The organism is Faucicola osloensis (assembly GCF_020041925.1).
GTDB classification, from domain to species: Bacteria; Pseudomonadota; Gammaproteobacteria; order Pseudomonadales; family Moraxellaceae; genus Faucicola; species Faucicola osloensis_D.
The window spans coordinates 1,618,872-1,640,812 of sequence record NZ_CP083409.1; the positions used below are offsets into that span (position 1 = coordinate 1,618,872).

Genomic DNA, 21,941 nt, shown 5'->3' on the forward strand with positions numbered 1-21,941 from the left:
GATAAAGCAACCGTGAAAGGTGATTTATTTCGCTGGGCTTGCAACCGTCGTAACAGTTGTGGTACCAGTAGCAGGAACAGCGTTGTCATCAACAATGTATGCATCGACACGGCGCCCTTCTTGGTCTTTACCCGCAGCACCTGTTGTATCTTGTGGTTTGATCAATTCAAGTTGTGATTGTGGCACACCATTGGCTACCAAGAATGATCTAACCGCTTGGGCACGCTCTTTTGCTAACTTCTCATTGGCAGCAGCATTACCTGTGCTGTCGGTATAACCACTGATACCGATTTTTTTGCCTTGTTTAGCGGCTTCAAGGATATCATTGGCTTTTTCTTTGGCATTACCAGCAACTTGTGCTTTACCCGTAGCAAAGTAGAAGCTTAAGCGACCATTTTCAAATACCACTGAAGGCTCAGTGGTAGAGATGATCGTCGCTACTGTCTCAGTGGTGGTCATCGTGGTGCCAGATGCCATTGGCATACTTGCTACCGCCATGTCAGTGGTTGATGCTACAGGCATTGCCATGCTGTTTGTGGCACTTGCCGCAGAGACTTCAGTTGTAGTAGTGGTTGTCGTTGTTGAAGCAGTGGTAGAAGCCACAACTGGCGTCGCGACTGGCTCAGTTTTGTTACATGATTTCAATAATGCCCAAGCCAATGCGCCTAAAATCAACAAACCAATGATTGGCAGTAACATTTTCATCAAGCCGCCTTCTTCAGCTTTCGGCGTAGCAACTAGATGCTCCTCTGTACGAGTGGTCGTTTGGACAGTAGGCGTGGTGGCTGCATGCACAGGCGACAAATTCAACATAGTCAAAATGCCCGCTGGGATAAATGCATATGCCCAAGCAGGAATCACCGAAGCCACAGACGCAATATTGTTTGACAAGAAAGTATTAAGTGGTGTTGTACCTGCTAGTGAGCGTAATTCACGCAGTACCAGCGGCGCGGCACGGCTTACTAAAGAACTAGTTTCTTGCTCTGGTACACTGTAATGACGTGATAGCTGTTGCACTAGCTCTGTGCGGTGGGTGGTGTCTGGCAGGACACGGTCAAAAAAGCCGTGGTCATCATCAGCGATGGTTGCATTAGCAAAGCTGTTAGAAATGGTACCGTCAGCAAGACGGGCAACCATAATAGCGTATAATTTTTCTAATAAAGATGAGCGGTTTTCGTCATTTGTATTATTTAAAAGAACGGGTGTTACTGTACGGGTTAAATGTTCAATGATATTCATAATTCAATCCTCAAGAAAATGAAGGGTTATCAACCACCATAAAACTAATGTATTATTTTTATATCCAGCACACTAGCCAATAATTCTATTATATATTTTCAAAAATTATTATTTATGGTTGTTGGGTTTATTATTGTATTGCTATTTAATTTACGCTTAACAATACTGAGAAAAACTGCCGCAATTCAACAGATTTTGTTAAGTCTTTTGCAGTATTACTCAAATATAGCTAATAAATTAAAGCAAAATCGGCACGCCTTCAGTTATGTTAAGGTAACTATTGCGTAAATATTGTGTTAAAAATTCAAATCGTCCCCATTTTGGGTAAACTTGGGTAAAGGTGTGTTGCTCAAATTTGAAGGCTTTGTCATTAGTTTCATGCTACAAGGTGAAAGTAATACCACAAGGCAGCTTTAGGTATCACCTATATTAATAAATTCACATTTGGCTTATTGAGATAATACGCTATCTTTATCATAATCCTACTTATCATTATTTATTGCTATTTTGAGGTGCTATGTCACTTTTTTCTAACCATACTTTATTTATCATTATCATTACGGTGGTTGTCAGTTTATTAGCTTGGCAATCACCCCAACTGATGCAAAGGTTAATTTTTTATCCGCCTGCGGTGCAGCGTGGACAAGTCGATCGCTTTGTCACCCATGGTTTTATCCATGCCGATGGCATGCACTTATTTTTTAATATGTTTACTTTGTATTCGTTTGGACAAGCGGTACAGGGTTTATTCATGTCCAAACTCGGCAGTCTAGGGTTTGTGCTGTTTTATCTTGCCGCTTTGGTGGTGGCGATTATGCCAACCTATCTAAAACAAAAGAACAATCCTCGTTATAGCAGCTTAGGCGCATCGGGCGCTGTTTCAGCAGTAATTTTTAGCTATATCTTGATGAATCCTTGGTCGACATTGTTGCTGTTTGTGATTCCTGTACCTGCGATTGTGTTCGCGGTGGCGTATGTGGCGTATAGTGTGTGGGCGGATGGGCAAGGTCGCGGCAGTATCAATCATTCGGCACATTTGGTGGGTGGTATTTTTGGTATGTTAGCCACGATTGCCATTGAGCCCGGTATTGTGGCGCATTTTTTTAACCAATTAATGAACCCAAGATTTTTAGGCTTTGGCGGCTAACATTGAATGGCTAAAAATAGGGGCAAAAAATTGCGTGGCACAGCTTGCCCAGTCACAGGTTGTCTAGTTACAAGTTGCCTAGTTAACTGTCGCTTGGCTGGTTAAGACTAAAGTCGTAAAAAGCAGTAAAAGGTGAAAAACATGATTTATGATGTGATTGGTGATGTACATGGTCAGGCAGATAAACTCATTGGGCTACTGACGCAGTTGGGCTACCAAGATAATGGTCAGTGTTTTCAAGCGCCTCCTAATCACCAAGCGATTTTTATCGGCGACTTGATTGATAGGGGCAGTCAACAGCTGCAAACCTTATCTATCGTATTTGCGATGATTGACCACGGGCAAGCGCTCGCGGTCATGGGTAATCACGAGTATAATGCGTTAGCTTACGCCACACCCGATGCCCGCGATGCAAGCCAATATTTACGACAACATGATGATAGACATACCTCGCAGCATCAAGCGTTCCTTGATGAAGTGGGGTTTGGCAGTGAGTTGCACCAGTTTTGGCTCAAGCGGTTTTATGAATTACCACTGTGGCTAGCTTTGGATGATGCGTGTTTTGTGCATGCTTGTTGGGACAGTGATGCGATGGCGATGTTAAAGCCGCTGTTAACGACCGGCAATCGCTTGACGCCCGTTGCGCTACAAAAAACCAGTGAGGAAGGCACGCCACCTTTTGAGGCACTAGAAAGAGTGCTTAAAGGTGTGGAAGCGACGCTACCTGAGGGCATTCATCTGGTCGATAAAGAAGGTCATCAACGTAAAAATGTACGGGTACAGTGGTGGCAACCGAGTTTATCGTTTCAGCCGATTCACCAGATTGCGCGCGCCAGTCAAGAGGATTTGATTCATATCCCTAAAGATACCTTGACCGCTGAGATTGTGTTTGGTCTTGATCACAACAAACCTATTTTTGTCGGTCATTATTGGCTCAATGGCACGCCTGAGCTACTTAGTCATCAAGTCGTCTGTGTGGATTATTCTGCTGCTAAAGATGGGTTTTTGACGGCTTATCAATTTGACACCGATCATCCGGCTTTGACCTCAGCGAATTTTATTCAATATCAGCATTAACCCAAGGCTAAACGGTCGACTGGGTGTAATATAAATTAAAATATTTGTTTAAAGCTTACGGCTAAAAATGATAGCCAGTGAGCAAACGATTAAGATGAGTTAGGTATGATTCGACGTCCGATTGAGCCGCTAAAGATGCTGTTTGTGGTGCAAGGCTCGTATTTTAAACGGCTGATTGTGCCACAAGTTTTGTTGTTTATTTTCTCCTTTGTTATTTATTTTTATCAAACCCATATCGCCACCGAGCCTGTACCGCTCAATCCTTCGGTGTTTGCGATACTTGGTATCTCACTTGCGATTTTCCACGGGTTTTGTAATAACGCAGCGTATGATCGATTTTGGGAAGGGCGTAAACTGTGGGGCACGCTGGTTTGGCTAAGTCGCAACATCGCCCGCCAAGTGCTGACACTGCCCAATGTCAGTATGGCGGAAAAACAAGCCTTTATCCGTCATCAAATCGCTTTTGTGCATAGTCTACGCCAACAGCTGCGGGGTGAGGATAATACAGCAAATCTGCAGCGGCTCTTAACGGTTGAAGAACAGCAAGCCGTGGTTGGGCAAAACTTTATTGCCTTACGCTTGACCCAAATCATGGGGCAGATGCTCGCCAACTGGCAAGCCGAGCAAAAAATCGATGTTTGGCAGTGGCAAAGCTTGGATAATAACTTGGGTGAGATTGCCCATATCCAAGCGGGGTGTGAACGCATTAATAACACACCGATTCCGTATGCCTATTTTGTGCTGCTGCATCGTACTGTGTATCTGTATTGCTTTATGCTGCCGTTTGGACTCGGCAATACTATTGGCTGGGTAACGCCATTTGTAGTCAGTTTTGTTGGCTATACCTTTATGGCGCTCAATGAAATCGTCGATGAAATCAGCGAGCCGTTTGGTACGGGGGAAAACGAATTGCCCCTAGGGATGATGTGCGATACGATTGAGACGCAGCTAGCCATGCTTAGTCATCAACAATTTGCCCCCGAACAAAAGCCGCGAGTACCCGCCAATGTGGTGATATAGTTGCCTCATAGATTTTGATTTTCAAGGGTAAAAAATCATGCTATATTAAGTTTTAACCGTGCATTTCATGCACGTTTTTTTATTTTAAGTCCGTCAATTTTTTGGCAAAAGGAATTTTCCATGTCAGCAAGCCAGCCAAACGCCCAGACACACCAGCTACCACCACCCATCCCATCGCCACAAGGTCAAGCCAAAGTCGGTATCATCATGGGTAGTCAATCTGACTGGGAAACCATGCAAAACGCCGCGCAAGTGCTAGCGGATTTTGGGGTGCCCTTTGAGTGTGAAGTGGTATCGGCACATCGCACCCCTGATAGATTGTTTGACTATGCCAAAACTGCCAAAGCTCGCGGACTGTCTGTGATTATCGCGGGTGCAGGCGGCGCGGCGCATCTGCCAGGGATGTGTGCGTCTCAGACGGATTTGCCTGTGCTTGGTGTGCCTGTCAAATCCTCCATACTAAGCGGTTGGGATAGTTTGCTATCCATCGTACAAATGCCCAAAGGGGTGGCGGTGGGTACGCTTGCCATTGGGGCGGCGGGTGCGGCAAATGCAGGGTTGCTGGCAGCGCAAATTTTGGCGATTGGTGATAGCACCCTTGCGCAAAAAATCAGTGATTTTCGCGCCAAACAAACCCAAACCATTTTGGCGAATCCGATACCTGGGGTGATGGGTTAAATTACTGAAAAGTGGTGACTAGCCAATGCTTGAAGTTTTGATAAACAGGATTGCTCGCGGCTATCAATTCTAAACTTTTTGATAAGTCTTGTGTGGGCTTTGTTTGAGTCGAGAGCCAAGTAAAAATTCGAGCCTTGTCCATTGCGGTAACTGGGTTTTTAAAATGCGATGTCCCTAGACTTTGGATAAAGTTTTCAATTTGGGTAAAGTGACTTTGTTGGTCGGATGACATCGCCATTTTTACCCAAGTTTCAAGGTATCCCTCATTTTGATTATTTGGCATTAGCCAAACACCGATCGGATTATCGTAATCCGAATTTTCAAAGTAAAAGCCTAAATTATCGTTTTGTTGCTGGCGTTGATGAAAACCTAAAGGGTTCAACCGCTCGCTAATTTGTCGTAAATTTTGATTTTTGATATCGGTTTTATCGGTAAAATCCATATCAACTACAATGCCAATATGACTGACTTGTCCTGTTTCCAGAAGTTTTGCCAATCTTGGCAGTTGTTGGAAAACGGCTTGTTTTGTTGTGTAGGCAGTTGATTCAAAATCTTGTGGTGTTGCAACATCAATGTTTAGTTGAAGATTTAGTTTTTCATGACGCAAAAATGCTTGGATAAATGATTTATCCGATTCCGCTTCAACAATCAGGTGTTTTATCATTATCTAACCTCAATGTTCATTTTAGTTAGATTGTATAAGTCATCTTCATCAAATACGGTAGCGATAAGTTTGCCTTTATCAGATTTGCGGACGCTGTGACCCATGCGAAATAATACGCCTTCCATGTCGGTGCGGTCTTTGGCGACTTGGGAAAAACTTTCGATACAGTCCCAACTATGGGTAGTGGCAAATACTTGGATGTTAAAGCGATGGGCGAGTTCAAAGATAAGTTCCCAAACTTTGGGCTGAACGCTGTAATGTAGTCCGTTTTCAAATTCATCTATTAAAAGGATACTATTTTTTGACTTTGGAATTTCTAAAATAATCTGTAATAGTCTGAAAATTCCATCACCCATTTGATGTAAGGGTATTCTTGTTTCAATATTTTTAAGTCTAACAAATGGTATTCTTGTTTCAGAATCCACCAAACTTAGAAAAGCCAAGTTAGTTATATCGCTATCAATCAACTTAAGCATTTCCAAAACTAAATTTTCATCATCTGTTAATGCAATTTTATCCCATGAAGAAGCAAACAAATTTAAGTCAATGTTATTAGTAGTGATATAACCAAAATTAAAAGCTTTCTTTTTCATATGATTTGAATTTTCGGACATATCCATAAATAAAGCTCTATTACTTATAGCTTTGACTTCAAAGTTCATAAAATCTCTATCATCACAAAAATAGGTAAATGAATATCCTTTTTCTCTATCTATGTCCAAATTATTATTTTTACCATTCTTAACATAACCAAAAGTTAAATAATGGCTTTGATTTCCAATATAAGTCCAATTCAAAAAAGGGTCTTCATTAGATTTACTTATAATATTTTCAATTGAAAATACCTTAGATTCTGTGTCTTTTGTATTTAGATGACGATATATATTTCTATTATTTGAAATAAATAGCATTACTTCAGGATTAAACCCACTTGCTAACAAAGCTAAGGCTTCAAGAACGGTACTTTTCCCCGAATTATTTTTTCCCACAATCAAATTCACATGACCCAATTTCTCAATTGTCACATCTTCCAAAATCCGAAAGTTCTTAATCTTTAGAGAGTCTAAGTGCATAACGCAAACCTTACGAGTTATTAACCCATTTATTATTTTATCAACCGCTATCTTACCCACAAAATACTCTACAATCTAGGCAATTTACGGTAAAATCCGTTAATTACCTTTTTGACACTCCTTTCTTTTTTATTGCAAAAGTTGACCATCTATGAGCACGCAACATCAAATCGCCCAAGCCTTAACGTCTTTAGAAAACGCTTATAACCCAAGCGACGTCGAAAACGGCATGTACCAAGTGTGGGAAGACAAAGGCTACTTTCAGCCAAGCTATGACAAACAACAATCGTTTTCTATTGCGCTGCCACCGCCGAATGTCACAGGCTCACTGCACATGGGGCACGGCTTTAACAATGCCATCATGGACACGCTCACCCGCTATCACCGAATGCTGGGCGAAAATACCCTCTGGCAACCAGGCACCGACCACGCAGGGATTGCCACGCAAATGGTTGTTGAGCGTCAATTGAACGCCCAAGGCATCAAACGCCATGATTTGGGTCGTGAAAAATTCCTTGAAAAGATTTGGGAGTGGAAAGCCGAGAGTGGTGGCAACATCACCCGCCAAATCCGCCGTCTAGGTAGCTCGGTGGACTGGAGCCGTGAGCGTTTCACCATGGATGATGGCTTGTCCAATGCCGTCAAAGAAGTGTTCGTGCGTCTGTACGAAGATGGACTGATTTATCGCGGTAAACGTCTAGTCAACTGGGATACTAAGCTACAAACCGCGTTATCCGATCTTGAAGTAGAAAACCATGACGAGAAAGGCTCACTGTGGCATTTTCGCTATTATTTGACCGATAAAAATGCCAAAACCCAAGACGGTAAAAATTACCTTGTCGTTGCCACCACCCGCCCAGAGACCTTGCTCGGTGATACCGCCGTTGCCGTGAACCCAGAAGACGCACGCTACCAGCACCTTATCGGGCAAACCGTCACGCTACCGATTACCGGTCGGATTGTGCCGATTGTGGGCGATGACAAAGCGGTGGACATGGAATTTGGCACCGGCTGTGTCAAAATCACCCCTGCCCATGACTTTAATGACTACGAAACAGGCAAACGCCACAATTTGCCGATGATTAATATCTTTGATAATTCAGCGCATATCTTACCAGAGATGCAGATTTTTACTGATTTACAAACCAAAGAGCCACAGCTTGAGACCACGCCTAGCGAGTATGCAGGACTTGAGCGGTTTGCCGCGCGTAAAAAAATGGTTGAGCAAAGCGAGGCGGAAGGCTGGCTTGAAGAAATCAAACCGCATGATTTAAAAGTACCCAAAGGCGACCGCAGTAACACCATCGTTGAGCCGTGGCTCACTGACCAATGGTATGTGTCTATTGAGAAACTGGCAAAACCTGCCATCGAGGCGGTGGAAGACGGGCGCACCGAGTTTGTCCCTGCCCAGTACAAAAATATGTATATGGCGTGGATGCGCGATATCCAAGACTGGTGTATCAGCCGTCAGCTTTGGTGGGGACACCGTATCCCTGCGTGGTACGATGACGAAGGCAATATCTACGTCGGGCGTGATGAAGCGGAAGTCCGCCAAAAATACCACCTTGCTGATAGCCTAGCGCTGCGCCAAGATAGTGACGTACTAGATACTTGGTTTAGCTCGGCATTGTGGACGTTTAGCACCCTTGACTGGACAGGTGAGCTAAACTTTGACGACTATAGTCAAGCGCTCAAAACCTTCCACCCAACCAGCGTATTGGTCACAGGTTTTGACATCATTTTCTTTTGGGTTGCCCGTATGATGATGATGACCATGTACTTCATCAAAGACAAAGACGGCAACCCGCAAGTGCCGTTTAAGACTGTGTATGTGCATGGCTTGGTGCGTGATGGTCAAGGGCAAAAAATGTCCAAATCCAAAGGCAACGTACTTGACCCGATTGACCTGATTGACGGCATTGATTTAGAAACCCTAGTCGCCAAACGCACCACAGGTCTTATGAACCCCAAAGACGCGCAAAAAATCGAAAAAGCCACGCGCAAAGAATTTGCCGACGGTATCCCTGCGTTTGGCACGGACGCGCTGCGCTTTACTTTTACCTCGCTTGCCAGTACGGGACGTGACATCAATTTTGACCTCAAGCGCATTGAAGGCAATCGCAATTTTTGTAACAAGATATGGAACGCCACCCGTTTTGTGCTGATGAACTGCGTCGATAAGGAAGGCAATGCGCTAAACATCGACAAAACCGCCAATACTGAGTTGTGGGAATTGCCAGAGCAGTGGATTATGAGCCGTCTAAACTCCACGGTGAAAGCCATCCATGAGCACATGAGCCAGTACCGTTTTGACTTGGTGAGCCAAGATATCTATGAGTTTATCTGGAATGAATACTGCGACTGGTATGTCGAGCTTGCCAAATCGAGCCTAAACGATGAGTCGGTGAGTGCCGAGCGTAAAGCCCAAATCCGCTATGTGCTGCTTAACTGCCTTGAAGTCGCCATGCGCTTTAGCCACCCGATTATGCCGTATATCACTGAGAGCATTTGGCAGACCATTGCCCCTATCATCGATAAAAAAGCGACTGACAGTATCATGACGGCTGCCTTCCCAACAGCGGATGACAGCCTAATCAGCCTACAGACTGAGCATGATATGACGTGGCTACAAGCGCTGATTGGGGCGATTCGTAACATCCGCGGTGAGATGAAGCTTGGCAATGCGGTGCGTCTGCCTGTGCTACTTGATAACATCAGCGATGAGGAAACCGCGCGCCTAAGCCGTATTGAAAATCAGTTTAAATCGCTTGCCAAAGTCGATACGCTGACTATTGTGAATGCGGGTGACGGCGCTGATAAAGCGTTACCGTTGTCGTCATCGAGCATGGTCGGGCAGTTAAAAGTGCTAGTGCCGATGAAAGGCTTGATTGACCCAACGGCGGAGCTTAATCGTCTTGCCAAAGCGCAAGAAAAACTTACCAAACAATCGGAAAGTCTGCGTAGTAAGCTGTCTAATGAGAGTTTTGTGAGCAAAGCCCCTGCCAATGTGGTGGAAAGCGAGAAAGCGAAATTGGCGGAAATGGATACGCAATTGGCGGAAATGAATAAGCAAATTGAGCAGTTAAAGGCGATTTGATTAAAATAAATTTAAAAATGGAGAGTTTAAATGAAGACCTGTTTCGTAATTTCACAAATTGGTGAAGAGAATAGCACACAGAGACTTGAAGCCGACAAAGTTTTAAAATATGTAATTAAACCTTCTCTAGAAGAATTAGGGTATAAAGTTGTTAGAGCCGATGAAAGCACAGAAGCAGGTTCAATTTCTAAATCTGTTATTCAAAGTGTTATTGAAAGTGATTTAGTAATCGCTGATTTAACGAATCATAACCCAAATGTATTCTATGAGTTAGCCATTAGGCACGCTATTGCAAAACCCTTTATACAAATAATCCAGAAATCTCAAAAAATACCATTTGATATCTATGATATTAGAACAATACAGTATGAATTAGATTTAGAAGGAGCAGAAAAAGCCAAACAATCTATTATAGAATTTGCAAAATCATTAGAAGGTTTAGATAGGGTCGAAACTCCAGTAACAGAAGTTGTGGCTTTATCTAGTTTGAATATTGTTCAACCTTCAAATACAAGTGATGGCTCTAATGTATTAATTGAGGAGTTACAACGTATTAATCAAAGTATCAATAATTTAGAGCATAAACTTGCAGGTAGGCTTGAGCAAATGGTCAAACATAATACTTTAAATGAGTCTATTTCCATGGAAGACAAACTAGGTATGATTTTTATAGAAAAGCTACTTGATAATCCACAAAAATCCGATGATATGATTGGTTTAATAAGTAAGTTGGGTAGTTTAAATCATAAAAAGTGATAAACTTTAGAATTCAAGTTTTTTAATTATCTTTAAAATTTATTTCAAGGCTAAGGAATTGATAATACTAAAAGGCATTCATGCCACAACCACTTACCATGCGAAAAATATCAATAAAAATGGGTTTATTGTGCCCCAAGAAAATTCTGGTAAAGCGGGCAGTGGTTTATATTTTTGGAACTATGAAAGTAATCGCAAAAACGCTTTAGAATTATCAAAACAATGGTGGGACTTTGCTTTAAATAAAGCCAATCTATATGACAAAAGTCAAGATTGTTCATTAGTACAATATGATTGCGAAATACATATTCCCGAACAAGAATTATTGGATTTTGTGAGAGATATCGCATTATATGAAGCATTTTTAGACGCTTATCCAATCGGCTTATATAATGAAGCAACTTATGGTGCAAAGTTGGACGATTTTATTAACGTATTAGAACGAGTATCGGATCAACAATTTAGCGTTTGTCGTATGAATTTATCAGTACCAAATTTAAGAAAAGTACCGTTTGCAAATGCCTTTCCTGCATTCATTATCAAAAAGCCTATTGATATTTTTATCAAAGAATGTCTTAATAGTTAAATCAATTGGCATAAATTACAGGATATCATGATGATTAATCAAGAAATCTTAAATGCCGTTGTTCAAGAGATTAAATCGACACCAGCAGATGAATTAGAAAAACGACTTCAACAGTCAGAACAATCTGCTTTTGCTCAATCAATTAATGAACTTTCGGCATTTTCACGCTCAACTCCAACCGCCAAAAAGCCAAAACGTTTAGCTTTGCGTACCTTTTCGGTATATCGAGCAGAAGCGTTAAATCGTCGAAATAGAGTAAAGCACCGTTTAAGTTTTAGTAGATAATTTGTAACCTAATAAAAAACCCACAAAATCTGTGGGTTTTCTTTTAACTGGTACATATTTGGCAAAAATCAATGCGCCTCATCCCAATTATCGCCAATGCCCACTTCAACCACAAGCGGCACCGCAAAATCCACATCCCAGCCTTTATCTTTGGCTGTCTTAGATAGTACCTCTTGCATGGCGTTCTTTATCAACTCGGCAATCGCCTCGGCTTTATCCTCATCAGCTTCAAACACCAGCTCATCATGCACCTGTAGTAGCATTTTAGCATGGTCTTGGGGCAATACCTCATTCACCGCAATCATAGCAAGTTTGATGATATCGGCAGCACTACCTTGTAGTGGCGCATTAATCGCCGCGCGTTCTGCCGCTTGGCGCACGCCGCGGTTGGGGTGCTGCATATCGGGGGTAAATAGCTTACGCCCCAAAATCGTGGTGATATAGCCTTGGTTTTGGGCAGCCGTGCGGGTGGCTTGCATATAGGCACGTACCGTAGGGTAGCGGGCGAAGTACAGCTTGATATAGTCTTGCGCTTGCTGGCGAGTAAAGCCCAACTGCTTAGCAAGCCCAAATTCACTCATGCCATAGAGTAGCCCAAAGTTGACCGCTTTGGCTTGGCGGCGTTCTTCACTGGTGACATCATCAAACGCCTTGCCCAAAATCTCAGCGGCGGTGGCGCGGTGAATGTCATGCCCTTCCTGAAACGCGCGGATTAGCACAGGGTCATTGGCAAAGTGTGCCATCAGCCGAAGCTCGATTTGCGAATAGTCCGCCGATAGCACTTTGCGACCTTTGGGGGTAATAAACGCGCCACGAATCAACCGCCCAGTATCGGTGCGAATCGGGATATTTTGCAAATTCGGCTCAGTGGAGGACAACCGTCCTGTGGTCGTCAACGCTTGATGATAACTGGTATGCACACGGTCGTTGCTGTCTGCCACGTTTGCCAACGCGTCTGTATAGGTGCTTTTAAGCTTAGACAGACTGCGATGCTCAAGAACGGTTTCAATTAACGGATGGTCGATGGTGGCAAGCACCGCTTCGCTAGTGGAGTATTGACCTGTTTTGGTTTTTTTACCGCCTGTAATGCCTAAGCGGTCAAACAGCACTTCACCCAACTGCTTTGGACTGGCAAGGTTAAAGGTTTCGCCCGCTTGCGCAAAGGCGACTGTTTCAAGGGCTTGGATTTTTTCATCAAAGCGCGCGGACAATTCCCCCAAAAACGCTTTATTGAGCAAAATCCCATCATGCTCCATTTGGCACAGGATTTGGGCAACAGGGATTTCTAGTTCATGGAGTAGCTTGGCGTTGTTCGGTTCGGCGTTGAGTTTTTCGCTAAACAGTTCAAATAGCTGATAGGTGATATCGGCATCTTCACAGGCGTAGTCACTTGCCACATTTAAAGGGACTTTGTCAAAGGTGATTTGCTTGGCGCCTTTGCCTGCCACATCTTCAAAGGTGATGGTTTGGGTGTGTAGATAGTGGCGTGCCAAGTCGTCCATGCCATGGCGGGTGGCAACAGCATTAATCACATAGCTGGCAAGCATGGTGTCCATTGCCCAGTTGCTTGGCTCATTGATTAAGTCGATATCATAATTTGCCAAAATATGCGCGTCGTATTTTAAATGCTGACCGATTTTGCCGATTTGTGGATTTTGCAAAATCGGTTTTAACTGGGCTAAAACATCCTCGCGGGCAAGTTGTTCAATCCGATTGCCCATCTCATCAACGTGGGCAACAGGCACATAATAGGCTTCATGCGATTGCAGCGCAAACGACAAGCCGACCAGCTCGGCATGTTGCCAATTCACATCGGTGGTTTCGGTATCAATGACAAAATGCTTTGATGCGCCAAGGCGTTGGATTAATTTATCAAAATCGGCTTGGGTGGTGACAGTGTGCCACTGCTTGTTGGCCGTATTTTTGCTATCTTGGCTAGTTTTAATCGCCTCCACCACAGCATTTTGAGCAGGCTCAGCGGCTTTAAAATTGCCGTTATTGGATGGGTGAAACGGATGGTTGAGCGACGCGATTTCACTTTTAAATTCCAGTTCGGTAAAAATTGCGCGTTTTTCTTCTATGTTAAAACTTGGGTCAGTCGGTAGTCGCAACGTCTCCCAGTCAGGCACGATATCAAGGTCAGTGATAATGGTCGCCAAGCGTTTATCGAGCGCAATGCCGTCGGTGCTTTGTAAAAAGGTTTGTTGTTGCTTGCCTTTTAACTGGTCGACATTGGCAAGGATATTGTCAATGCTGTCGTATTGCTCAAGCAGTTTTTGCGCGGTTTTTGCGCCGATGCCTGCGACACCCTTGATACCATCCGATGCGTCGCCCATGAGGGTGAGATAGTCGATAATTTGACGCGGCTCGACGCCGAATTTTTCTTTGACCCCTGCGATGTCATAGCGTTTGTCATCAAAGCTGTTTTCCACGATGACGCAGGGATTGACCAATTGGCACATATCTTTGTCGCCTGTGGAGATGATGACATGATGACCTTCTAGGCAAGCACGGTGGGCGAGTGTACCGATGATGTCGTCAGCTTCTACACCTTCAATAGCGAGTAGCGGTATGCCCATCGCTTGTATCATTTTGTGAATGTAAGGGATTTGCTCGGCAAGTTCGGCGGGCATTTCTGGGCGGTCGCCTTTATAAATGGGGGAAAGCTTGTGGCGGAAGGTGGGCGCTTTGGTATCAAACGCCACCGCCATGTGCGTCGGGCGGTATTTTTCCATCAGTTTTTTGAGGGCATTGAGCGTGCCGCGGATGGAGTTGGTGTGCAAGCCTTGGGTGGTTTGCATGGTGACAGGCAAGGCGTGAAAATTGCGGAACATATAATACGAGCCGTCCACCAAGATAAACGGCGGCTTGTCGGTGTTGATGTGATCGGTATCAAGTAGGGCAGTTGCAGTCATAGGATTACTTATCTTTATGTTGTTAAAATATGCTGTCAAAATACAGGCGAGTATAAAAATATAAGACAGTGTCAAAATATAGGGAAAAATTTTATATTATCCGCGTATTATACTGGCTTTTTACGGCTAATCGTTAAGCATTTCAAACTCATTCATTGGCAGAAGGTGGATAGATTTTGACGGATGCCAATCGGGTATATGCTAAGCAAGTGCGAAGTTTGGCGGCTGGTCATGGTGGCAACTTTGCAAAAATTCCACCAATAGCCGATAGCCAATGTGCTACAATTTTTTAGCAATTTTAGGTGTCTTACCAATTTTTAGGCACAACCAATTTTAGGCACAACCAATTTCTAGGCACAAAAGGGAATTTTATGGGCAATACCTATTACACACTGCTTGACCGAACCATGACCGATGATATCACCACATCAAACTACCGCTGCAATATCCACTGCCAAGGTGCATGGAATGACAACGAACAACACATGGCGGCAGCGACAGGACTGTTGGCTTACGAGCTTGAACAATTCAAACCGCGCAGTGATATGCGTATCGGGCGCATCAGTCTGGATATTTTTGGGCTGATTCATTTTGGCGATGTTAGCGTGACCACCCACATCATCCGCCCGGGTCGCACTATCGAACTGGTCGAAACCACAATGGCAGCCAATGGCAAAACCTGTATCGTTGCCCGTGCGTGGCGTATGCAAACCAGCGACACATCAGAGATTGCAGGGCTGGAAGATGAGCGAATCGGTGATCCAGAAAGCTACCCGAACTGGGACGGTATGAAGCATTGGGGCGGTGGCTATATCGACAGTATTTATCTCAAAGCCGACCCCGACAACCGCCAAGGCGATGGCATCGTCTGGATCAATACAGATATCGACATGGTCGAAGAAAACGGCGAAACAAAGCCCACATCCGACTTTGTGCATTTGATGGGCATGGTCGATACCGCCAATGGCGTGGTACCGCGTATTCACCAACCCAATACCATTGAATGGTTTTTTCCCAACCTAGATTTGCAAATCCATCTGCATCGCATGCCTGTTGGGCGTTGGCTGGGACTTGAGACCGTGCAACAATTTGGGGGCGATGGCGTGGGTCTGACCAGTAGCGTGCTGCATGACGCACACGGTGCATTTGGTCGTAGCGAGCAAATTTTAACCATTCGAAAAGCCTAAAAAACTATCAGGAGCAGCAATCATGGAAGATAACAACACGCTAACTGAACACTCGGTCAACGACGCCGAATTTTGGCAAAAACGCTATGACGATGGCTACACTGGGTGGGACATCGGTAAAATTTCGCCACCCCTGCAAGCCTATATCGAGCATTTACTCGACAACGGCGTGAGTAAATCGGTACAGATTTTAATCCCTGGGGCGGGCAACGCCTACGAAGCAGGCTATCTTCATGAACAAGGTTTTAGCCATGTTTATGTGGTGGATTTTGCCAAGCTCCCTTTGGATAATTTTGCCAAGCGCTATCCCAGTTTTCCCAAAACGCACTTGCTACAAGCGGATTTTTTTGGCTTAGACCCTGCGCAGTATCAGTTTGATTATATTCTTGAGCAGACGTTTTTTTGCGCGATTGACCCCAGTAGACGCAGCGATTATGCCAAGCAAATGCAAAAGCTCCTCAAACCCACGGGTAAATTGGTGGGCTTGTTGCTAGATAAACATTTTGAAAGCAGTCCACCGTTTGGTGGGGATAAGCAAGAATATGAAACATTATTTCAGCAGTTTTTCACCATTGATAAACTGGCGCCTTGCTATAATTCAATTAAGCCCAGACAGGGCAGCGAATTATTTTTTATCCTAAGCCAAAAGAAGGTAGAAAACGCACGTATTTTTTAAGGGTTTATACTACTAATCGTTAAACCACTAATTTTTCAACTGCTAATCGTTACGCTAGCATTTTTTTGGCGATACACACTGATACACATTGAGGCAATCAAAATGATGTTTCTTGAACTTCATGAAGGCACGATTGGTTTGGAGGATATGAAGCGTATCGTCCACAAGTTACTTGAGAACAAGGCGGTGTTTAAACAGTTAAGCCCTGAGATTTACAATGATTTGGCTTATATCATCACCCCGACGCTCGCAAGCGACCACAATGAAGCCAATATCCGTGCCAAATTTCACGAAGTTGTACAAAATTTTGTGATTCAAGGCGATAGTGGTCAGCCAATGCGGTTTTATCGTGATGAACAATTTAATCGCTTGTACTTTGGCGATGAAGCAGGCTGGAAAGAAGCGCAGGTTTTTGAAGCGCGGGAAATGGATGCAAGCCTGCTTCAAACACAATTACCTAAGCTTTAAAATCAGCTTTAAAAAAAGCTGTTAACAAGAGGTTAGCAAAAGGACGGGTAAAGTGCGCAAACACTTAACATCCGTCCTTCTGTTTAATACGGTCGATTAACTACGCTCTCGCACAATGAAGGGACGAGTCAGCAAGTCTTCATACGTGCCTTTGATGAGAATATCTTTGCTCACCTGTTGGATATTGGTATAGCCACCAAATGCCATACTGATGTCCATTTCGTTATAGATAATTTCAAGCGCGCGGCGCACACCATCCTCGCCATACGCCCCCAAGCCATACAAAAACGACCGACCAATCATGGCGGCTTTTGCGCCAAGGGCAATGGCTTTGAGCGCATCTTGACCTGAGCGTACACCACTGTCTAAGAAAATCTCGCAGCTGGCGGCATGGGTGCCACTTTCTGCTTGTACGGCTTGCACGATATCTGCCAACATTGAGATACTCGATGCCGCGCCATCAAGCTGACGTCCGCCGTGATTTGACACCACTATGGCATCGGCGCCACTGCGTACCGCCATCACAGCATCATCAGGGTCTAGGATACCTTTGATGATAAGCTTGCCACCCCATAAGTCTTTGATCCATGCCACATCATCCCAGCTTAACGTCGGGTCAAACTGCTGCGACGTCCAAGCACCTAGAGATGACATGTTTTCCACGCCTTTGACATGTCCAACGATATTGCCAAAGGTATGGCGTCTGGTGCCAAGCATATGCAAGCACCATTCAGGCTTGGTCATGAGGTTTAGTAGGTTGGTGAGAGTGGGCTTGGGTGGCGCAGACAAGCCATTTTTAATGTCTTTGTGTCGTTGTCCCAGCACTTGTAAATCTGCGGTCAAAATCAATGCCGAACAATGGGCTGCTTTGGCACGGGCGATAAGATTTTTCATAAATTCACGGTCGCGCATCACATACAACTGAAACCAAAAAGGCGCCGTGGTATGGGCGGCGACATCTTCAATCGAGCAGATACTCATGGTGGATAGCGAGAAGGGAATACCAAATTTTTCTGCTGCCCGCGCCGCATGAATCTCGCCATCTGCCCACATCATCCCAGTAAATCCTGTGGGCGCAATGGCCACGGGCATGGTGACGGGTTGACCAATCATAGTGGTGGCTAGGCTACGTCCATCCATGTTGCGGAGCACTTTTTGGCGTAATTTGATACGGTCAAAATCGGTTTCATTGTTGTAATAGGTCGTCTGCGTCCATGACCCAGAGTCTACATAATCATAAAACATACGCGGCACTTTACGCTCTGCCACGCGGCGTAAGTCTTCGATATGCGTCATTTTGGATAAGTCTTTCATGGTGTGTCCTTTGCAAAGGGGATAGCTATGCTATTGAAGTAATAAGCACAAGGGTTATTAGGTTGCCATTTATTAAGTTGCGATGCGAACAATGGGCAATAAGCGTTAGGGAGTTGATTATAAAAAAAATTTGCCAAGACATAATGAATTAAATTTTTAATATTATGCCAATAATCTATATTGTCTTTTCAGCTTAACGCCATAATATCCATGATGGAAAAAGGATAAGATAGCGTCTTGCTAGCGGTGACTAGCACAGGTATTTTATCAGCAAATTCCAGCATCTCTTGTTCTGGTAACTCAGCAATATCAATCGACTGCCAGCGTATATCGGCAACGGCTTGTGCTTGACGCAATAAGCTTTCAGCGATTTCACACAGATGACACCCGACTGTGCCATATAATCGCCAAGTAGTTGGGTCAGCCATAATGTGATCGTGCGGATTTGTGATGTTTTGCGCGTCAAAGTCGGACATATTCTGCCTTAGCATATAGCCAAAAATGCCATAATACGTTATATTTTTAGCTTAAGCCATCGCTGCTTTTGCCCCGCCGTTAGGAATACACCGTGACCAAACCCGCTACCAAGAAACCCGCTACCAAAATGTCGATAAAGCCCAAACGTGTCAACACAGCTTTACCACCCACCAACCGCGGTATCGGGTTTGGCGGCTGGTTTAAGCGTATTTTGCTCATAGTCATTGCCTGCTTTGTTGCGTTTCATGTAATAGTTGCAGCCTTATTGGTTGTCTGGAAAACCCAGCCTATCAACAACAGCATGTTCATGATACTGTATCGCTTGGGCAATTTTGCCCCTGTTAGCCAGACCTGGGTGGATGATAATCAAATTTCGGTGAATGTAAAACGGGCGGCGATTGCCAGCGAAGATGCCAACTTTGTCAATCATGCTGGCTTTGATGTGCAGGGCATTGAGAATGCGATTAAGAAAAATGAAAAAGCGGGTGCTATCAGCGCGGGCGGCTCAACCATTAGCCAACAGCTTGCCAAGAATTTATTTTTATACCCCAATCGCTCGTATTTTCGCAAAGGCGAAGAAGCGTTAATTACCTTGATGATTGAAAATCTGTGGACCAAAGAGCGGATTTTGCTTGCTTATCTCAATGTCGCAGAGTTTGGTAAAGGCGTCTATGGCATTGAAGCAGCCGCTCAGCACTACTACCATAAGTCGGCAGCGCATTTGACCAAGCGACAAGCCGCATCTTTGATTGCCATGTTACCTAATCCCAAATATTTTGAAGAAAACCGTAATGACCGCCGCCTGCTTAACAAAACCCAAATTATTTTACGGCGCATGGGTGCGGCAGATTTGCCCGACACGGAATAGTCAAAAAACTCATGTATCATTACACGCTTATCATTACATTGTTAACTTTACACTGTTAAAAATGCTTGACCATAAAAGGACTGTGCTATGCCAACCACTGCCAAACAAGATAAACCCAGCGAAGAGCATGTATCACAAATCAATCCGATACTAGGCTTTAACAGCATTTGCTACCCAAACGTGTTTGAATACCAACAAGACGATAGCGAGCTGTATTTTAATCGTGAATTGTCACTGTTACAGTTTCATCAGCGGGTACTCGCCCAAGCCACCAATCCCCGCCACCCACTACTTGAACGACTGTTTTTCTTGATCATTTTTTCATCCAATTTAGATGAATTTTTTGAAATTCGTGTCGCAGGCTTGATGCAAAAAGTACAAATGGGCGATGTGGTGAGCAGTATCGATGGTATGCGCCCCAGTAAGGTTTTGTCATATATCTCTGAAATCGCCCATCATGCAGTGGATGAGCAATACCGTATTTTGAACGATGAAATTCTGCCTGCACTGGCGGAGCAAGACATTCGCTACCTAAAACGTGATGAGTTGACCCCAGAGCAAGCCGCCTGGGTAAAAAAATACTTTGCTGAGCAAGTCGCGCCCGTGCTGACGCCAATTAGTATTGACCCTGCGCATCCTTTTCCTAGATTGGTCAATAAAAGCTTGAATTTTATGGTGGGCTTAGAGGGCAAAGATGGCTTTGGTCGCGATATTAACATGGCGATTGTCCCTGCACCTCGAAGCTTACCGCGGGTTATTCGCTTACCCAATGAACTGACAGGCGGTAAAGAACATCACATCATGCTAACCGCAGTGATTCACGGGCATATCGAAGACTTATTCCCTGGCATGACGGTCACTGGCTGCCACCAATTTCGTTTGACGCGTAACGCCGATTTAGATTTATCCGATGATGTCGAAGACTTGGCGAAAGCGTTGGAAGGTGAGTTAGAGAACCGCCGATTTGGTGCCAAAGTGCGCTTAGAAGTGACGACCTATTGCCCACAGCCGATGGTAGATTATCTGCTTGAAGAGTTTGGTTTAAGCCCGGAGCAACTATACCGTGTCAATGGTCCTGTCAATTTGACACGCTTGTTGTTTGATTTTAAAATCCCAAATTTGCGTTATCAGCCGTTTAATCATGCCATTCCCAAAGCGTTTCGCCGTGATAGCTTGGACAAAAATGAAAACGTATTTCATGCCATTCGTAAGCAAGATGTATTGGTGCATCATCCGTTTCATTCGTTTTCACCCGTGGTCAACATTTTGCGCCAAGCCGCCAATGACCCGCATGTATTAGCCATCAAACAGACCCTTTATCGCTCGGGGACAAATTCTGAAATTGTCCAAGCGCTGGCTGAAGCTGCCCGTAAAGGCAAAGAAGTTACTGCCGTGATTGAGCTGCGTGCGCGCTTTGATGAAAAATCCAACATCGAAGTAGCAAACTTTCTGCAGCAGGCTGGGGCAGTAGTGGTGTATGGCATCGTCGGCTACAAGACCCACGCCAAGCTGATGATGATTGTGCGCCGTGAGGAAGACAAAATTCGCCGCTATGTGCATTTGGGCACGGGCAACTACCATGCGGGCAATGCCAAAGCTTATACCGACTATGGTCTATTTACCGCCAATGAAGCAATCACCGAAGATGTGCATAAAATCTTTAACGAACTCACAGGCATGGGCAAACCAGCCAAAGTGCAAAAATTACTGCATGCCCCTTTCACCTTGCATCACAGACTCATGGGTTTTATCGACAACGAAATTGCCCATGCCAAAGCAGGCAAAGAGGCGCATATCATCATCAAGGTCAATGCGATGACCGAAAAACTATTGATTGACAAGCTATATGAAGCATCGCAAGCAGGCGTTAAAGTCAATCTGATTATTCGTTCGATGTGCTGTATTCGTCCGCAATTACCCGGCGTATCTGACAACATCACCGTGCGCTCTATTGTTGGGCGGTTTTTGGAGCATACCCGCGTGTATTATTTTGCCAATGGGCATCAAAATCCCAATGCTAATGGCAAACGCACCCACCGTTTATATTGCGCCAGTGCAGACTGGATGGATCGCAATTTATTTAGCCGTGTTGAAGTGGCTTTCCCCATTGAAGATCCCATCGTCTTTAAACGCATTATGGAAGATTTGCACAATTATCTCAAAGACAATGTCAATGCATGGGAGCTTGATGCCAAAGGCACATGGCGAGCGATTGCCCCTGGTGAAGGTGAAGCAGCATTCTCGGCACAAGATTATTTATTGACCAAAATCACCAGAAAAAGCTAATTTTGCTAGTCATAGGTTTTGAGTCAATTACACCGCCATCTATATATAGAAGATGGCGGTTTTTTTGATGAGTGCTGCGCTGACATGAACCCAATTTCCGAAATTTACCGAATAGTAATAAATCTGCT

General features: G+C 44.3%; 19 protein-coding genes. 13 read left to right on the forward strand and 6 right to left on the reverse strand.

Annotation, left to right across the window (positions count from 1 at the left end; translation table 11 throughout):
- Positions 1 to 24: 24 nt before the first annotated feature.
- The gene (locus tag LAJ61_RS07165) at positions 25 to 1,239 is read right to left on the reverse strand and encodes an OmpA family protein (protein WP_224053367.1); all 1,215 of its coding nucleotides are present in this window, start codon (positions 1,237 to 1,239) and stop codon (positions 25 to 27) included.
- Between the two features lie 517 nt (positions 1,240 to 1,756).
- On the opposite strand from LAJ61_RS07165, the gene LAJ61_RS07170 reads away from it, so the two are divergent.
- The 4 genes from LAJ61_RS07170 (at position 1,757) to purE (ending at position 5,161) form a co-directional block, all read left to right on the forward strand.
- On the forward strand, positions 1,757 to 2,386 hold the full coding sequence (locus tag LAJ61_RS07170; protein WP_224053368.1) for a rhomboid family intramembrane serine protease: 630 nt from the start codon (positions 1,757 to 1,759) through the stop codon (positions 2,384 to 2,386).
- Positions 2,387 to 2,527: 141 nt separating this feature from the next.
- On the forward strand, positions 2,528 to 3,463 hold the full coding sequence (locus tag LAJ61_RS07175; protein WP_224053369.1) for a metallophosphoesterase: 936 nt from the start codon (positions 2,528 to 2,530) through the stop codon (positions 3,461 to 3,463).
- A 105-nt stretch (positions 3,464 to 3,568) separates the two neighbouring features.
- Positions 3,569 to 4,483: a bestrophin family protein gene (locus tag LAJ61_RS07180; protein WP_224053370.1), complete on the forward strand. Its 915-nt coding sequence runs from the start codon at positions 3,569 to 3,571 to the stop codon at positions 4,481 to 4,483.
- Between the two features lie 120 nt (positions 4,484 to 4,603).
- Complete coding sequence (purE, locus tag LAJ61_RS07185; protein ID WP_224053371.1) at positions 4,604 to 5,161, forward strand: 5-(carboxyamino)imidazole ribonucleotide mutase; 558 nt, start codon at positions 4,604 to 4,606, stop codon at positions 5,159 to 5,161.
- 1 nt (position 5,162) lies between these two features.
- Here purE and LAJ61_RS07190 read toward each other — a convergent pair whose 3' ends face one another.
- Together LAJ61_RS07190 and LAJ61_RS07195 are read right to left on the reverse strand one after the other, a co-directional pair.
- A complete protein-coding gene (locus tag LAJ61_RS07190) occupies positions 5,163 to 5,825 on the reverse strand; it encodes a DUF3226 domain-containing protein (protein WP_224053372.1) in 663 nt (220 codons plus the stop codon).
- Positions 5,825 to 6,898, reverse strand: a complete 1,074-nt coding sequence (locus tag LAJ61_RS07195; protein WP_224053373.1) for an AAA family ATPase — start codon at positions 6,896 to 6,898, stop codon at positions 5,825 to 5,827. Before LAJ61_RS07195 ends, LAJ61_RS07190 begins: the two co-directional genes overlap by 1 nt.
- A 151-nt stretch (positions 6,899 to 7,049) precedes the next feature.
- Here LAJ61_RS07195 and LAJ61_RS07200 point away from each other — a divergent pair, with 151 nt between their 5' ends.
- From LAJ61_RS07200 to LAJ61_RS07215, 4 genes are all read left to right on the forward strand, one after another.
- Complete coding sequence (locus LAJ61_RS07200; RefSeq protein ID WP_224053374.1) at positions 7,050 to 9,995, forward strand: valine--tRNA ligase; 2,946 nt, start codon at positions 7,050 to 7,052, stop codon at positions 9,993 to 9,995.
- Between the two features lie 30 nt (positions 9,996 to 10,025).
- A complete protein-coding gene (locus LAJ61_RS07205) occupies positions 10,026 to 10,751 on the forward strand; it encodes a hypothetical protein (protein WP_224053375.1) in 726 nt (241 codons plus the stop codon).
- 130 nt (positions 10,752 to 10,881) lie between these two features.
- Complete coding sequence (locus tag LAJ61_RS07210; RefSeq protein ID WP_224053376.1) at positions 10,882 to 11,337, forward strand: hypothetical protein; 456 nt, start codon at positions 10,882 to 10,884, stop codon at positions 11,335 to 11,337.
- 27 nt (positions 11,338 to 11,364) lie between these two features.
- A complete protein-coding gene (locus LAJ61_RS07215; RefSeq protein WP_201664771.1) occupies positions 11,365 to 11,622 on the forward strand; it encodes a hypothetical protein in 258 nt (85 codons plus the stop codon).
- Positions 11,623 to 11,690: 68 nt separating this feature from the next.
- On the opposite strand, the gene polA is transcribed toward LAJ61_RS07215, so the two are convergent.
- A complete protein-coding gene (gene polA / locus LAJ61_RS07220; protein ID WP_224053377.1) occupies positions 11,691 to 14,537 on the reverse strand; it encodes a DNA polymerase I in 2,847 nt (948 codons plus the stop codon).
- Positions 14,538 to 14,908: 371 nt separating this feature from the next.
- Here polA and LAJ61_RS07225 point away from each other — a divergent pair, with 371 nt between their 5' ends.
- The 3 genes from LAJ61_RS07225 to LAJ61_RS07235 all read left to right on the forward strand — a co-directional run bounded on the left by LAJ61_RS07225 (position 14,909) and on the right by LAJ61_RS07235 (position 16,868).
- Positions 14,909 to 15,724, forward strand: coding sequence for a thioesterase family protein (locus tag LAJ61_RS07225; protein ID WP_224053378.1), 816 nt, complete (start codon positions 14,909 to 14,911; stop codon positions 15,722 to 15,724).
- Between the two features lie 22 nt (positions 15,725 to 15,746).
- Complete coding sequence (locus LAJ61_RS07230) at positions 15,747 to 16,400, forward strand: methyltransferase domain-containing protein (RefSeq protein ID WP_224053379.1); 654 nt, start codon at positions 15,747 to 15,749, stop codon at positions 16,398 to 16,400.
- A gap of 102 nt (positions 16,401 to 16,502) precedes the next feature.
- Positions 16,503 to 16,868 (forward strand): hypothetical protein, encoded by a 366-nt coding sequence (locus tag LAJ61_RS07235; protein ID WP_224053380.1) that lies wholly within the window; start codon positions 16,503 to 16,505, stop codon positions 16,866 to 16,868.
- Between the two features lie 96 nt (positions 16,869 to 16,964).
- Here the strand turns inward: LAJ61_RS07235 and LAJ61_RS07240 are convergent, their stop codons facing one another.
- Both LAJ61_RS07240 and LAJ61_RS07245 read right to left on the reverse strand, forming a co-directional pair.
- Positions 16,965 to 18,182 carry an alpha-hydroxy acid oxidase gene (locus LAJ61_RS07240; RefSeq protein ID WP_224053381.1) on the reverse strand — a complete coding sequence of 406 codons (1,218 nt, stop codon included), beginning with the start codon at positions 18,180 to 18,182 and terminating at the stop codon, positions 16,965 to 16,967.
- Positions 18,183 to 18,370: 188 nt separating this feature from the next.
- Entirely contained in the window at positions 18,371 to 18,658 is a 288-nt protein-coding gene (locus LAJ61_RS07245) for a glutaredoxin family protein (protein ID WP_224053382.1), read from the reverse strand.
- A 128-nt stretch (positions 18,659 to 18,786) separates the two neighbouring features.
- Here LAJ61_RS07245 and mtgA point away from each other — a divergent pair, with 128 nt between their 5' ends.
- Together mtgA and ppk1 are read left to right on the forward strand one after the other, a co-directional pair.
- On the forward strand, positions 18,787 to 19,527 hold the full coding sequence (gene mtgA / locus LAJ61_RS07250) for a monofunctional biosynthetic peptidoglycan transglycosylase (RefSeq protein ID WP_409034997.1): 741 nt from the start codon (positions 18,787 to 18,789) through the stop codon (positions 19,525 to 19,527).
- A gap of 87 nt (positions 19,528 to 19,614) precedes the next feature.
- Positions 19,615 to 21,813: a polyphosphate kinase 1 gene (gene ppk1, locus LAJ61_RS07255; protein ID WP_224053384.1), complete on the forward strand. Its 2,199-nt coding sequence runs from the start codon at positions 19,615 to 19,617 to the stop codon at positions 21,811 to 21,813.
- The last annotated feature ends 128 nt before the right edge of the window (positions 21,814 to 21,941 follow it).